The organism is Gordonia crocea (assembly GCF_009932435.1).
GTDB lineage: Bacteria > Actinomycetota > Actinomycetes > Mycobacteriales > Mycobacteriaceae > Gordonia > Gordonia crocea.
The window spans coordinates 920,810-934,288 of record NZ_BJOU01000001.1; the positions used below are offsets into that span (position 1 = coordinate 920,810).

The 13,479-nt window shown below is 69.6% G+C and carries 14 protein-coding genes; 11 read left to right on the forward strand and 3 right to left on the reverse strand.

Going from position 1 to position 13,479, the window contains the following annotated elements:
• The first annotated feature begins 11 nt into the window (after positions 1-11).
• From purL to purM, 10 genes are all read left to right on the forward strand, one after another.
• The gene (purL, locus tag nbrcactino_RS04400) at positions 12-2,315 is read left to right on the forward strand and encodes a phosphoribosylformylglycinamidine synthase subunit PurL (RefSeq protein ID WP_228460671.1); all 2,304 of its coding nucleotides are present in this window, start codon (positions 12-14) and stop codon (positions 2,313-2,315) included.
• A gap of 19 nt (positions 2,316-2,334) precedes the next feature.
• Complete coding sequence (locus nbrcactino_RS04405; RefSeq protein WP_161926263.1) at positions 2,335-2,943, forward strand: hypothetical protein; 609 nt, start codon at positions 2,335-2,337, stop codon at positions 2,941-2,943.
• Positions 2,944-3,058: 115 nt separating this feature from the next.
• Entirely contained in the window at positions 3,059-3,556 is a 498-nt protein-coding gene (locus nbrcactino_RS04410) for a CD225/dispanin family protein (protein ID WP_161926264.1), read from the forward strand.
• A gap of 94 nt (positions 3,557-3,650) precedes the next feature.
• Positions 3,651-4,115: a CD225/dispanin family protein gene (locus tag nbrcactino_RS04415; protein ID WP_161926265.1), complete on the forward strand. Its 465-nt coding sequence runs from the start codon at positions 3,651-3,653 to the stop codon at positions 4,113-4,115.
• A 50-nt stretch (positions 4,116-4,165) separates the two neighbouring features.
• A complete protein-coding gene (locus tag nbrcactino_RS04420; RefSeq protein ID WP_371864551.1) occupies positions 4,166-4,594 on the forward strand; it encodes a DUF2752 domain-containing protein in 429 nt (142 codons plus the stop codon).
• 50 nt (positions 4,595-4,644) lie between these two features.
• Positions 4,645-5,190: a hypothetical protein gene (locus nbrcactino_RS04425; protein WP_161926266.1), complete on the forward strand. Its 546-nt coding sequence runs from the start codon at positions 4,645-4,647 to the stop codon at positions 5,188-5,190.
• Between the two features lie 35 nt (positions 5,191-5,225).
• Positions 5,226-6,323 carry an NAD(P)H-dependent amine dehydrogenase family protein gene (locus nbrcactino_RS04430; protein WP_161926267.1) on the forward strand — a complete coding sequence of 366 codons (1,098 nt, stop codon included), beginning with the start codon at positions 5,226-5,228 and terminating at the stop codon, positions 6,321-6,323.
• 67 nt (positions 6,324-6,390) lie between these two features.
• Complete coding sequence (locus nbrcactino_RS04435; protein WP_186343302.1) at positions 6,391-6,786, forward strand: sterol carrier family protein; 396 nt, start codon at positions 6,391-6,393, stop codon at positions 6,784-6,786.
• 61 nt (positions 6,787-6,847) lie between these two features.
• Positions 6,848-8,443 carry an amidophosphoribosyltransferase gene (gene purF / locus nbrcactino_RS04440; protein ID WP_161926268.1) on the forward strand — a complete coding sequence of 532 codons (1,596 nt, stop codon included), beginning with the start codon at positions 6,848-6,850 and terminating at the stop codon, positions 8,441-8,443.
• 82 nt (positions 8,444-8,525) lie between these two features.
• The gene (gene purM / locus nbrcactino_RS04445; protein WP_161926269.1) at positions 8,526-9,620 is read left to right on the forward strand and encodes a phosphoribosylformylglycinamidine cyclo-ligase; all 1,095 of its coding nucleotides are present in this window, start codon (positions 8,526-8,528) and stop codon (positions 9,618-9,620) included.
• Positions 9,621-9,743: 123 nt separating this feature from the next.
• Here purM and nbrcactino_RS04450 read toward each other — a convergent pair whose 3' ends face one another.
• From nbrcactino_RS04450 to nbrcactino_RS04460, 3 genes are all read right to left on the reverse strand, one after another.
• Positions 9,744-9,914 carry a DUF3073 domain-containing protein gene (locus nbrcactino_RS04450; RefSeq protein ID WP_161926270.1) on the reverse strand — a complete coding sequence of 57 codons (171 nt, stop codon included), beginning with the start codon at positions 9,912-9,914 and terminating at the stop codon, positions 9,744-9,746.
• Positions 9,915-10,065: 151 nt separating this feature from the next.
• Positions 10,066-11,247 (reverse strand): CAF17-like 4Fe-4S cluster assembly/insertion protein YgfZ, encoded by a 1,182-nt coding sequence (gene ygfZ, locus nbrcactino_RS04455; protein WP_161926271.1) that lies wholly within the window; start codon positions 11,245-11,247, stop codon positions 10,066-10,068.
• A 9-nt stretch (positions 11,248-11,256) separates the two neighbouring features.
• Positions 11,257-12,486, reverse strand: coding sequence for a lipase family protein (locus nbrcactino_RS04460; protein WP_161926272.1), 1,230 nt, complete (start codon positions 12,484-12,486; stop codon positions 11,257-11,259).
• A 44-nt stretch (positions 12,487-12,530) separates the two neighbouring features.
• Here nbrcactino_RS04460 and nbrcactino_RS04465 point away from each other — a divergent pair, with 44 nt between their 5' ends.
• Complete coding sequence (locus tag nbrcactino_RS04465; RefSeq protein ID WP_161926273.1) at positions 12,531-13,424, forward strand: aminodeoxychorismate lyase; 894 nt, start codon at positions 12,531-12,533, stop codon at positions 13,422-13,424.
• Positions 13,425-13,479 lie beyond the last annotated feature (55 nt).

The following is a 13,479-nucleotide window of genomic DNA, read 5'->3' on the forward strand; positions in this document are numbered from 1 at the left end:
GACTTGTGGGCGTGACTCCCCATGTCGACACCGTGTCGAATGCCGCGCAGACCCCCGATCAGCCCCAGCCCTTCACCGAACTCGGCCTGAAGGACGACGAGTACGCGCGGATCCGCGAGATCCTCGGCCGGCGGCCCACCGACGCCGAACTGGCCATGTACTCGGTGATGTGGTCCGAGCACTGCAGCTATAAGTCGTCGAAGGTGCACCTGCGGTACTTCGGCGAGACCACCACCGACGAGATGCGCTCGAAGATGCTCGCCGGGATCGGCGAGAACGCCGGCGTCGTCGACATCGGGGACGGCTGGGCGGTCACCTTCAAGGTCGAGTCGCACAACCACCCGTCCTACGTCGAGCCGTACCAGGGCGCGGCCACCGGCGTCGGCGGCATCGTGCGCGACATCATGGCGATGGGCGCGCGGCCGATCGCCGTCATGGACCAGTTGCGGTTCGGTGCGGCCGACGCCCCGGACACCCGGCGGGTCGTCGACGGCGTGGTGCGCGGCATCGGCGGGTACGGCAACTCGCTGGGCCTGCCCAACATCGGCGGTGAGACCGTCTTCGACGCCAGTTACGCGGGCAACCCGTTGGTCAACGCGCTGTGCGCCGGAGTGCTGCGCACCGAGGACCTGAAGCTCGCGTTCGCCTCCGGGGCGGGCAACAAGATCATCCTGTTCGGCGCCCGCACCGGTCTCGACGGCATCGGCGGCGTCTCGGTGCTGGCGTCGGAGACCTTCGATGACGACGGCCAGGACGGCCCGAGTCGAAAGAAGCTGCCGTCGGTCCAGGTGGGCGATCCGTTCACCGAGAAGGTGCTGATCGAATGCTGTCTCGATCTCTACCGCGAGGACCTCGTCGTCGGTATCCAGGATCTCGGGGGCGCCGGATTGTCTTGCGCCACTTCGGAATTGGCCGCCGCCGGCGACGGCGGCATGCACATTGAGCTGGAGCAGGTGCCGATGCGCGCCGAGGGCATGACCCCGGCCGAGGTGCTGTCCAGCGAGTCGCAGGAGCGCATGTGCGCGGTCGTCTCCCCGGAGAATGTCGAGAAGTTCATGGAGGTGTGCCGGCGCTGGGACGTGCTGGCCACCGTGATCGGCGAGGTCACCGATGGCGACCGCCTGGTCATCGACTGGCACGGCGAGACCGTCGTCGACGTCCCGCCGCGCACCGTCGCCCATCAGGGGCCGGTCTACGAGCGGCCGGTGGCCCGGCCGGAGTGGCAGGACGCCGTCGTCGCCGACACCAGTGCCTCGCTGCCACGGCCGTCCACCCCGGAAGAACTGCGCGACACCACCCTGGCGATGATCGCCTCGCCGGCGCTGTGCAGCCGTGCGTTCATCACCGAGCAGTACGACCGCTACGTGCGCGGCAACACGGTGCTGGCCGAGCACGCCGATTCCGGCATGATCCGCATCGACGAGTCGACCCATCGCGGCATCGCACTCGCCACCGACGCGTCGGGCCGCTACACCTACCTCGACCCGTACCGCGGCGCCCAGCTAGCGCTGGCCGAGGCCTACCGCAACGTCGTGGTCTCCGGGGCGTCGCCGGTCGCGGTGACCAACTGCCTCAACTTCGGGTCCCCCGAGGACCCCGCGGTGATGTGGCAGTTCAGCCAGGCCGTGCGCGGGCTGGCCGACGGCTGCGCGCAGCTCGGCATCCCGGTCACCGGCGGCAACGTCAGTTTCTACAACCAGACCGGTTCGACGCCGATCCTGCCGACACCGGTCGTCGGCGTGCTCGGGGTGATCGACGACGTGCGGCGCCGGATCCCGACCGGGATCGGCACCGAGCCGGGCGAGACCCTGATCCTTCTCGGTGAGACCCGCGACGAGTTCGACGGCTCGATCTGGGCCCAGGTCACCGCCGATCATCTCGGCGGTGTGCCGCCGCAGGTCGACCTGGAGGCCGAGCGCCTGCTGGGCGAGATCCTCGTCGCCGCCTCGCGCGACGGCCTGGTGTCTGCGGCACACGACCTGTCCGAGGGCGGGCTCATCCAGACGGTCATCGAGGCGGCCCTGGCGGGGGAGACCGGTTGCCGGATCATCCTGCCCGAGGATGCCGACCCCTTCGTCTGGTTGTTCTCCGAATCGGCCGGCCGTGCACTCGTCGCGGTTCCGCGCACCGAAGAGTCCCGGTTCTGTTCAATGCTCGACGCCCGGTCCATGCCGTGGACCCGGATCGGCGTCGTCGACCAGGGGGCCGACGACGTGAGCGTGCAAGGACAGTTCTCCATCCCGCTCGCGGAGTTGCGTCAGGTCCACGGGGCGACGCTGCCGGCGCTGTTCGGCGAAGGACTGCACTCGGTCTGAGCCGCGGGGGGAGACGATCATGCAACCGAATGACCCTTACGGGCAGCAATCCGGATATCCGGCACCCGGCTATCCCATGCCCGGCTACCCGGCGCCCGGGATGCCCGCCGCCTATGACCCGTATGTCGCGGCTTATGGGCCGATGGGCCCCTATGGCGCGCCGTCGGGCGGGACGGCCATCACCGCCATCGTGCTGGCGTACTTGGGGGTGGCTGCGGGCGTGGTCGGCATGATCACCAGCATCGTCGGACTAAGTCTCGGAACGGTTTCCGGGGCTCATCGATTGCCGGTCTTCTATTGGGCCAGCGCCATCTTCGATCTGATCCCGATCACCCTCCTCGCCATCGGCGCGACCATGATGATCCGCCGACGTCAGGCGGGGCGCATCCTCGTTGTCGCCGGGTGTGCGGTGACCCTGCTCGCCGGGGTGGTCGGCGGTGTTGTCACCGGCGTGCTCGCAGGAACGGGAGGTAACCAGGCCGGTGCGTACCTGATCGGAGTAGTCATCGGGGCCGTGCTCGCCATGATCCCGCCCGTCGTCACGGTGGTTCTGGCGCTGCTGCCTGCGACCCTGCGCTGGCTCCAAGCGCCGCAGATGGGCGTCGGTCCGGGGATTGCGCACGCGTAGTCGGTTGCCGGGCGGCACCGCCACGGACGGGCCGCCCCAACCGCCACCGAGCATCGGCGGGCGGATGGTCGTCGTCTACGCTGGCACGCGACTTTTGGCTTCGCAAGGAGAGTCGATGACCAACCCCTATGACCCGAATTCGGGCTACGTCCCGCCCGCTACCGGGGGGCAGGACCCCTACGGCGCCGGCGCCTACCAGCAGCCCGGGGCCTACCCGACGGGCGATCCCTATGCGTCTCCGGCGGGCGATCCCTACGCGTCTCCGACGGGCGATCCCTATGCGTCCCAGCCGTACGGGGCCTACGGTGCCGCTTACGGCACCCCGCCGGAGAACAGCATGGGGTGGTCCATCGCAGCAATCGTCGTGGGCGCAATCGCCATGTTCAGCTGCTGCCTCGGGGCAATTCCGCTGGCGCTCGGCGTGGTGGCGGCGGTGAAGGCGAGTTCGGTCTCGTCGTCGTGGAACGCCGGCGACTTCGCCGGCGCCCAGGCGGCCGCCGATGACGCGAAGAAGTACGCGACGATCGGCACGATTGTCGGCGGTGTAATGCTGGTTCTGGCCATCGTCTTCTGGGTCGTCTACTTCGTCTTCATGGCGTCGGCAGGCGTCTGAGGTTTTGGATTCCCGTCGCGCGGGTGAGACAGCGGTCTAGTACTCTCGCGGCATCGATGACACGCGCACATGAGGTGCGGAATGGAGCACGACCATGTCTTATCCCTATGACCCGAACGCGAACCCCGGCGGCGACCCGTCGGGCTACGGCCAACCGCCGGCGGGCTACGGCCCGCCCGCGTACGGTGCGCCCGCGTACGGTGCGCCCGGGCCGGGGGGTTACCCGTCCGCGGGCAAGCCGGAAAACAACCTGGTGTGGGCCATCGTTGCGACGCTGATGTGCTGCCTTCCCCTCGGCATCGTCGCCATTGTCAAAGCCGTCTCGGTGGACAAGCTGTGGGCGGCGGGCGACTTCGCCGGCGCTCAAGCGGCCGCCGATGACGCCAAGCGCTGGTCGATTTGGAGTGCGATCGCTGGCGGCGTGTGGGCCCTGCTGTGGGGCATCATCGCCGTCGTCATGATTGCGGTTGGGGCCATCGGCGCGAATTCGACCACGTCGCGGTACACGTACACGCCCACCTACAGCTACACCACGACCTATACCTACCCGACCTACTGATCCACGTTCCCGTGCAGGACGAGACCGACCACGTCGACCTCACCGGGCGGATCTTCGCGTCGGCGGGGCGTTGTGCCGCCCACCCGGTGGCCGGGCCGGCGGTCATCGTGGCGGCCACGGCTGCGGTGGGTGCGGTGATCTGGGCGGGTGATCCGACCACACCGGGCGGACACCTGCCGACGTGCCCGACGAAGGCACTGCTCGGGATCGTCTGTCCGGGCTGCGGATCGATGCGCATGATCTATTCGCTCATGCACGGCGATCTGGGCGCGGCGCTGCACTACAACGCGGTCGGGGTGGTGGCGCTCGCCCTGCTGGCCTGGTCCTTTGCCGCCTACTGCGCCCGGTTGTGGACGGGACGGCGGAGGCGGACCTGGCAGCACTGGCGATACGCGTCGACGACGATCCTCGTTGTCGTGGTCGGCTGGTTCGTCGTCCGCAATATCCCGGTCGCACCATTTTTGTCACTGCGGGTGTGACCATCCACCAGGCCGTTCACCGACTGTCGTTCACTGATCCAGGGGAAAGCATGGCATTCGATCCGCGGTATCCGCAGACCGGTCACGTACCGCACGGCTATCGACCACAGGGCTATCCACCACAGCGGTATGGCCAACCCTCGCCGTCGGGTGCCATGGCGGTCACGGCGGCGATCCTCGGTCTCCTCGGAGCCCTTTGGATGCTCGTTCTCCTGGTGTGGACGGTGGGGGGATCGGTGGTGTCTATGCGCGGGTTTGTCGACCCGATCAGCGTCGAGGTTGCTCTCGTGGTACTGCTCATCGTGGTGAGTCTCGCTGTCACGATCCTCCTCGTCGTCGGTGCCGTGGGTGTGCTCCGGCGCCGAGAAGGAGGAAGTAAGGCGTTGGTGATCGGGTGTGTCGGTGCCGCCGTATGGGCGGTGATCTCCCTCGTGGTCGGATTCCTTCCCTGGGTTCACCTTGGAGTGTTCATGTGGCTCTCGTCCGTCGCGCTCGTGGCACTCACCTTGCTCACCGTCGTGTTCGCCATGGTGACGTTGGCCTTGGCAGCGGCGCCGCCGACGAAGCGATGGTTGGGTTACTCGGTGGACTTCTGACCCGAAAAACTGAAACGTGTTCTAGTCTGGTGGGTATGACTCTTCGCGTCGTCGAATGGTCGACCGGAACTGTCGGTCGACACGCCATCGAAGGAATCGACCGCCACCCCGACCTTGAACTGGTGGGGGTGTGGGTGTCCGACCCGGAGAAGGTAGGCAAGGACGCCGGCCGCCTCGCCGGATTGGATCGCGATCTGGGGATCCTCGCGACCGACGACCGGCAGGCGCTGCTGGACCTCAAACCAGACGCCATCGTGCACACCGCGATGACCGACGACCGCATCTTCGAGGCGATCGGCGATCTCACCGAGTTCGTCCGCGCCGGGATCAACGTCGTCTCCTCCGGGCCGGTCCTGTTGCAATACCCGTTCGGCGTGGTGCCCGAGTCGGTCACCGATCCGATTATCGAGGCCGCCAAGGCGGGGGGTGCCAGCCTGCACGTCAACGGGATCGACCCCGGCTTCGCCAACGACGTCCTGCCGTTGGCGATGACGAGTCTGTCGCGACGGATCGACGAGGTGCGCTGCGCCGAGATCGCCGACTACTCGACGTACTACCAACCCGTGGTCATGAGCCAGATCTTCGGATTCGGCCAACCCGTTGACGCGACCCCGCCGCTGCTGACTCCCGGCGTGCTGTCGATGGCATGGGGATCGGTGGTCCGCCAGATCGCCGCCGGGCTGGGGATCACCCTCGACGAACCGCTGATCGAACGGACCGAGGTGGTGGCCGCTGACCGCGACTACGACACGGTATCGGTGGCCATCCCCACCGGCACGATGGCCGCGCTGCACTTCGAGGTGGTCGGCCAGGTCGACGGCGTCGATCGCGTCGTCCTCGAGCACTACACCCGCACCCACCCGGAGCAATGCCCGCAGTGGCCCACGCCGACCAACGGCGACGGGTGCTACCGCATCGACATCACCGGCGACCCGGTACTCAACGTCGAGTTCGGCCACCACGGCGAGAACGGCGACCACAACGTCTCCGGCATGGTGGTGACCGCCATGCGCCTGGTGAACGCCGTGCCTGCCGTGGTCGCCGCCGAACCCGGACTGGTCACCGCACTCGACCTGCCGCTGGTCACCGGACGCGGCCTCGTCGCCGGGGCCGCGGCCCCAGCCGCCGACTGAACCAGCCGCCACTGAACGGGACGCCACTGAACCGAACCGGGGCGGAGGCGCGTGGCAGGATTGGCGCGTGCGACCTTTCATCCAGCCGGATCCGGCGCAGACGCGGGCGGCGGTCGAGGCGGTCGCCGCGTGGATCCTCGACGAGGCGGCGCCACGACCCGCGCGCGGCGAGATTGCGGCGGCCGTGCGCCTGACGGCACGGACGTTGCCGCAGGTGGCGCCCGGTTCCTCGGTGGAGGTCCGCGTCCCGCCGTACGTCGCGGTGCAGTGCATCTCCGGGCCGCGACATACGCGCGGAACGCCGCCCAACGTCGTTGAAACGGATCCCCGGACCTGGCTGCGATTGGTCGCCGGGATCGAACGGTTCGACGATGCGGTGGCCGCCGGGGCCATCGACGCCTCGGGGTCGCGCGCCGCCGAGTTGGCGGGATTGTTGCCGATCACACCGCTGAAGATTCGTTGATCTGCACAATCGGCCCGTAGACTGAGGTCAGCCCTCAACCTCGATTCACCCGGAGCGCCGCGTGACCGATCTGACGATCCATTCGCCCAATCTCCTCTCCGCCGACGCACCCGCGACCTCGTCGTGCGCGCGGCCGAGCCCGGAGCCGGTCGACCAGCCCGACAACGAGCCCCGCGAGGAATGCGGCGTCTTCGGCGTCTGGGCGCCCGGCGAGGATGTCGCCAAGCTCAGCTATTACGGCCTCTACGCGCTGCAGCACCGCGGCCAGGAGGCGGCCGGAATCGCCGTCGCCGACGGCGCCCAGGTCATCGTGTTCAAGGACCTCGGCCTGGTCAGCCAGGTCTTCGACGAGCAGACCATGGCATCGATGGTCGGACACGTCGCCATCGGCCACTGCCGCTATTCGACGACGGGCAGCACCACCTGGGAGAACTCCCAGCCGATCTTCCGCACCACCCCGGCCGGCAGCGGCGTGGCCCTGGGCCACAACGGAAACCTGGTCAACACCGCCCAACTGGCGGCCAAGGCGCACGAACTCGGGCTCGACAGCAGCGGCGGCGCCACCTCGGACTCCGACATCGTCGGCGCCCTGCTCGCCCACGGAGCCGCCGACAAGACCCTCGAACAGGCCGCCCTCGACCTCCTGCCGGAACTCAAGGGCGCCTTCTGCCTCACGTTCATGGACGAAAACACCCTGTACGCGGCGCGCGACCCGCACGGCATCCGCCCGCTGTCGCTGGGGCGTCTGGACCGCGGGTGGGTCGTGGCGTCGGAGACCGCGGCCTTCGACATCGTCGGCGCCTCCTTCGTGCGCGACATCGAACCGGGCGAACTCCTCGCCATCGACGCCGACGGGGTGCGGTCGACCCGATTCGCCGAGCCGACCCCCAAGGGCTGCATCTTCGAGTACGTCTACCTCGCCCGCCCCGACAGTGTCATCAACGGCCGGACCATCCACTCCGCCCGCGTCGAGATCGGCCGCCGGCTGGCCCGCGAACACCCCGTCGAGGGCGACCTGGTCATCCCGGTGCCCGAGTCCGGCACCCCGGCCGCGGTCGGCTACGCCCAAGAGTCGGGTATCCCGTACGGCCAGGGCCTGATGAAGAACGCCTATGTCGGGCGAACCTTCATCCAGCCGTCGCAGACCATCCGCCAACTCGGCATCCGGCTCAAGCTCAACCCGCTGCGCGAGGTGATCCGGGGCAAGCGCCTCGTCGTCGTCGACGACTCCATCGTCCGCGGCAACACCCAGCGCGCGCTGATCCGGATGCTCCGCGAGGCCGGGGCCGCCGAGGTCCACGTCCGCATCGCCTCCTCGCCGGTGCGCTGGCCGTGCTTCTACGGCATCGACTTCGCCTCCCCGGCCGAGTTGATCGCCAACGGCATGGACGCCGACGAGCCCGAGGCGATGGTCGAGGGCGTGCGGCAGGCGATCGGCGCCGACAGCCTCGGGTACATCTCCATCGACGAGATGGTCGCGGCAACCGAGCAGCCGGCCTCCGAACTGTGCCGGGCCTGTTTCGACGGGGAGTACCCGATCGAGCTGCCCACCGAGACCGCGATGGGCAAGGCGGTCCTCGAATCGCTGCGCGGCGCCCCCGGCGTCGACCCGCTGACCGTTGCCAATGACAACGTCAGCGCCGTGATGCGCCCCTGAGCCCACCCGCGCCGTGAATCCGGCCTGACGCCGTCAGGTAGCGTAAACGTTCGTCCCCACTTCCTGCACCAGGAGTTCCGCCATGTCCAAACGCGACTCGGCCCCCTTGCCCCCGCAGAACGCGTCCTACGCGGCGGCGGGTGTGGATATCGACGCCGGGGATCGCGCCGTGGAGCTGATCACCCCGCACGCCAAGCGGGCGACGCGGCCCGAGGTGCTCGGCGGTATCGGCGGGTTCGCCGGCTTGTTCGCCCTCAAGGGCGGCTACCGCGAGCCGCTGCTGGCCGCCTCGAGCGACGGGGTCGGCACCAAGCTGGCGGTGGCGCAGGCGATGGGCATCCACGACACCGTCGGGCGCGACCTGGTCGCCATGGTCGTCGACGATCTGGTGGTGTGCGGCGCGGAGCCGCTGTTCTTGCAGGACTACATCGCGATCGGCAAGGTCGTACCCGAGACCGTCGAGCAGATCGTCAAGGGTATCGCCGACGGCTGTGTCGAGGCTGGCTGCGCGCTGTTGGGCGGCGAGACCGCCGAACACCCCGGACTCATGGAGGACGGCCACTACGACATCTCCGCGACCGGCGTGGGCGTGGTCGAGGCCGACGCGGTGCTGTCGGCGGACCGGGTCCGCCCGGGAGACGTCATCATCGCGATGGGGTCGTCGGGGTTGCACTCCAACGGCTACTCGCTGGCCCGCAAGGTGCTGCTCGAGTGGGGCCACATGGACCTCAACGGCCATGTGGAGGAGCTCGACCGCACGCTGGGCGAGGAGCTGCTGGAACCGACCCGCATCTACGCGCGTGACTGTCTGGCGCTGATCGCCGAGGCCGACGTGCGGACCTTCGCCCACGTCACCGGCGGCGGGTTGGCCGACAACCTGTCGCGGGTGCTGCCGCCCGGGGTCGTCGCCGAGCTGGACCGGTCGAGCTGGTCGCCGGCGCCGATTTTCGCCCTCATCTCGCAGCGCGGCCGGGTGGCCCGCGAAGAGATGGAGCGCACCTTCAACATGGGCGTCGGGATGGTGGCGATCGTCGCTCCGGAGGACACCGACCGAGCCCAGGCCGTCTTGACCGCGCGCCACGTCGACAACTGGGTGTTGGGAACCGTCAAGTCCGGTAGCAACACCAAAGCGAAGACCGGCGAGGCGAAGCTGCTGGGCGACCACCCGCGCTTCTGACAGCCGGCCGCCCGTCTGTACGGGGGGTAGGGGAGTCCGGGGATGGACCTCGGGGCATGGCTGACCCCGGGCCGTGCGGCCCGGGTCTATCCGGTGATCAGATGTGCGGCCTGACGCGCGGCGTCAGGCGCGGCGCCATTCATCCTCGTCGGACCAGGCGTCCACCGGGTCCGGCTGGGGGTTGTCGCTGCCGGAGAGCTCGCGTTGCAGCCTCTCCAGGTCGGTTTGGTGCGTCGAGTACTTAAGTTGACGAGCAACCTTCGTCTGCTTGGCTTTTGCCCGGCCGCGGCCCATCTGGGACCCCCTTGCACACTGCCGGGGCGGCCACCATCCGATGGCGGCGGCCCCGTGCTTCAGTCGGAATATCTGTCGTGGCTCCCAGTCTAGCCTGAACGGGGCCCGAATGCGGGAATCGGGCACCGCAACGCGATTCGCCCGCCGTTGTTCAGCGGTTTCGCAACCGGTCAACCGCTTCCCGACCGGCCTGTCGATGCTCGTCGGCGACGATGGAATCGGGGTCGATACGGGCGGCGACCGACTGGTCACCGGTGGTCACGACCAATTCGGCGGTCGCGTCGACACTGCGCTTGACCAGCGCGAGGGCGATGGGGCCGAACTCGAAGTGATCCACGACGCTGCCGATCCGTCCGACGGCCCGTCCGCCCGCGGTGACCGGATCGCCGGTCTCGGGGCGCGCGTCGGTGCTGCCGTCGAGGTGGAGCAGGACCAGGCGCCGCGGGGAGCGGCCGAGGTTGTGCACCCGGGCGACGGTCTCCTGGCCGCGGTAGCAGCCCTTGTCCAAGTGCACCGCGCCCTGCTCGGCGGGGGTGCCGATCCAGTGCACCTCGTGGGGGATCGCCCGCTCGTCGGTGTCGACGTGGACCAGCGGGCGCCGCGCGGCGATGCGGTGGGCGTGATAGGCCCACGAACCGGCGGGCCGCGCACCGGCCTCGGTGAGCGCCCGCCAGCGTTGCGGGGCCTCGGATTCGGGGACGACCAGGTCCACGACCGGCAGGCGGCGGCCCTCGCCGATCGGCGGCATGATCCGCCAAAACCCGAGCGGCTCGTCGTCGTGGTGCAGTTCGGGCAGGTCGCCGGCGTCGTAGACCTGCGCGTGGGTGGGGATCTCCAGCGTCTCGGCGAGGGCGGGGGTCAGGTCGCCGACGAGAGTGAGGACGCACATGTCCGGCCGGGCGGCGGGTACCGCCTTGGCCCAGAAGACCATCTTGGTGAGGAAGTCGACCAGTTCGGGCCCGCGGGGCCCGGGGGTGTCGATCCAGGTGACACCGTCGATGTCGGTGAGGACGAAATGTTCGACGATGCGCCCGTTGAGATCGAGGGAGAGGTTCTCGGCGCTGTGACGGTCGGCCAGGTCGGCGACGAACTGGCTGGAGATCGTGTGCAGCCACGACAACCGCTCGTCACCGGAGATCTCGAGGACGGCGCGGTCGGAGCGGTCCACCAGGATCACACCGGTGGTCGCGGCGCGCTGTTCGCCGAGGGGATCACCGTAGTGCCAGGCGACGCGGCGCGATTGCGGGCCGTGGCCGTAGGCCCCATCCGGTTCGGCGACCGCGCTGGCGGTCTGCGCGTCGAGGAGGCTGCTGAGGATGACCGACTGGTTCACGATTCCAGCCTACGTGGAACAACTCGGCGTCGGCGCGCCGCGGAATCGTGCGGCCAGGAAGGCGGCCGCGTCCTGCTCGAAGGGGAGGAACGCCTCGGCATGCCCCTGGCCCGCGTATCGGAGGAAACGGGTCCGCACCCCGGTCGCGCAGTAGCGGCGGGCGAGGGCGGCGACGTCGGCGGTGATCATCACCCCGTCGCCGATCGGGTCGGATGCCCCGACGCCGAGGAGCAGCGGGACGCGCGGTCGGCCCAGGGTGCCCATCACGTTGCGGTTGATCGCCGCGCGCACCGCTGCGACGTCGAGCAGGCCGCGGTAGGGCGGGCGCACCATGGCCGCGCTGGTAAGGCCGGGGAACTTCGCGGCGAACTCGGCGATGCAACCGGTACGGACCCGGGCGATCGCGGCCATCCCGCGCGGCGACAGCATCGACGTCACGTCGAGGCCGTAGGTGCGCCGGTACACCTCGGTGAGGGCCGGGATCACGCCCGCCCACTCGCGGCTGCCGCTGACGTATCCGAGGTTGTGGGCGAGATTGACCGGGAGCCCACCCGCCGCGGCCCCGACGATGGACAGCTCGGGTGCATAGGCGGGCGCCAGTTCGGCGCCGAACTCGGTGGGGACCGAACCGCCGGAGTAGCCGAGCATGCCCACCGGCGTGCGCGTGGGCAGCCGGGTGATCCGCAGCGCCGCCCGGATCCCGTCGAGTGCCAGCTGCGCCGATTGGCGGCCGATCGTCCACTGCTGGTCGGTCCCCTCGTAGTCGGGAACGGTGACGGTAAAGCCGCGCGCGAGGTAGCCGGACAGGACGAGCTGCTCCAAGCGCCCCGCGGTGCTGGGATGGTTGCCGCGCAGCGTGTAGGACGGGTCGCACTGCGATCCGAGGGCGTCGTAGGCCATGTGGAAGGAGATCAGACCGGCGGTGCCCGCGGCGGGGCGCAGCACCGTCGTGACACCGACGATCGGCTGGCCGAATTCGCCGGTGCTGCGGTAGAGCACCTGGGTTGAGGAGACCGGTGCCCGCACGCCGTCGATGACCAGCGCGACTCTCCTGGTCCGCAGCACCGCACCTGGCCGGTGGGCCGCCAGATTGCCGGGGGATCGGTAGAACGGGTCGGTCGACGGGGTGGCCGGACTCGCGTGGCCCGTCGTCGGGGATGCCGTCAGGGTCGCGGCCGAGGCCGTCACGGCAACAAGGCCGACGATCAACCGGGCCGCCCATCGTCGTATCGCCGTCATGGCTGCTCCCGTCGGATCCGTCCCCGTCAAGATAGCCTTGCGCCATGGTCACCACCGTCCTTTTCGACGTCCACCACGGGCGCCGCGACCCGCGGCAACCGCAGATCCACGCCGACGACCTGGCGGTGGTGCGGGGTGATGGGATTTTCGAGACGCTGCTGGTCCGCGATGGCCGGGCATGCAACCTGCAGCGCCACCTCGACCGGTTCGCGACGGGCGCGGCGCGGATGGACCTGCCTGCACCCGATGTCGCGGCGTGGCGGACGGCGGTCGAGGGGGCGGTCGCGGCGTGGGCGCAGGACAACGAGAACGCCGACGGGCTGATGCGGCTCGTCTACTCGCGCGGGCGTGAATCGGCACCGGCCGGGCCGCAGTCGCCGGACGCGGCCACGGCGCTGGTGATGATCACCGCGGTCGGCGCCAACGCGGCGCACGCGCGGGAGCGAGGGGTACGGGTTTGCCTGCTGGACCGGGGCTATCCGGTGGACTTCGCCGGGCGCGCGCCGTGGCAGTTGATCGGGGTGAAGACGCTCAGCTATGCCGCAAACATGGCGGCGTTGAGGTATGCCGCCGCCCACGGTTTCGACGACGTCGTCTACCTGTCATCCGACGGCGCGGTGCTGGAAGGGCCGCGGTCCACCGTCGTCGCGGTGCGCGACCGGGAGCTGCGCACGCCGCCGGTGGAGTCGGGCATCCTGCCCGGGACCACCGTCGCCGCGATCTTTGCGCTGGCCCAGGCCCGGGGCTGGGTGTGCCGGACGGAGCCGCTGACCCCCGACGATCTGCTGGCCGCCGACTCGGTCTGGCTGTGCTCGTCGGTCACGATCGCCGCCCGCGTCACCCGGATCGACGACACGGACCTCGCCCTCGACGCGGATGCGGCTCGCGGGGCCGCCGAGTTCGCCGAACTGGCCCAGCGGGCCGTGGTGACGGCTTAACGTCACCCTTGTCCGAGGATTCGTGACGAGCAACACCCCTGATGAGGGACCGGAG

Coding starts and splice junctions, on each gene's coding strand:
- nbrcactino_RS04405 (WP_161926263.1), top strand. CDS start 2,335: ATGCAACCGAATGACCCTTACGGGCAGCAATCCGGATATCCGGCACCC.
- nbrcactino_RS04450 (WP_161926270.1), bottom strand. CDS start 9,914: ATGGGCCGCGGCCGGGCAAAAGCCAAGCAGACGAAGGTTGCTCGTCAA.
- nbrcactino_RS04415 (WP_161926265.1), top strand. CDS start 3,651: ATGTCTTATCCCTATGACCCGAACGCGAACCCCGGCGGCGACCCGTCG.
- nbrcactino_RS04460 (WP_161926272.1), bottom strand. CDS start 12,486: ATGACGGCGATACGACGATGGGCGGCCCGGTTGATCGTCGGCCTTGTT.
- nbrcactino_RS04425 (WP_161926266.1), top strand. CDS start 4,645: ATGGCATTCGATCCGCGGTATCCGCAGACCGGTCACGTACCGCACGGC.
- nbrcactino_RS04465 (WP_161926273.1), top strand. CDS start 12,531: ATGGTCACCACCGTCCTTTTCGACGTCCACCACGGGCGCCGCGACCCG.
- purM (WP_161926269.1), top strand. CDS start 8,526: ATGTCCAAACGCGACTCGGCCCCCTTGCCCCCGCAGAACGCGTCCTAC.
- nbrcactino_RS04430 (WP_161926267.1), top strand. CDS start 5,226: ATGACTCTTCGCGTCGTCGAATGGTCGACCGGAACTGTCGGTCGACAC.
- nbrcactino_RS04410 (WP_161926264.1), top strand. CDS start 3,059: ATGACCAACCCCTATGACCCGAATTCGGGCTACGTCCCGCCCGCTACC.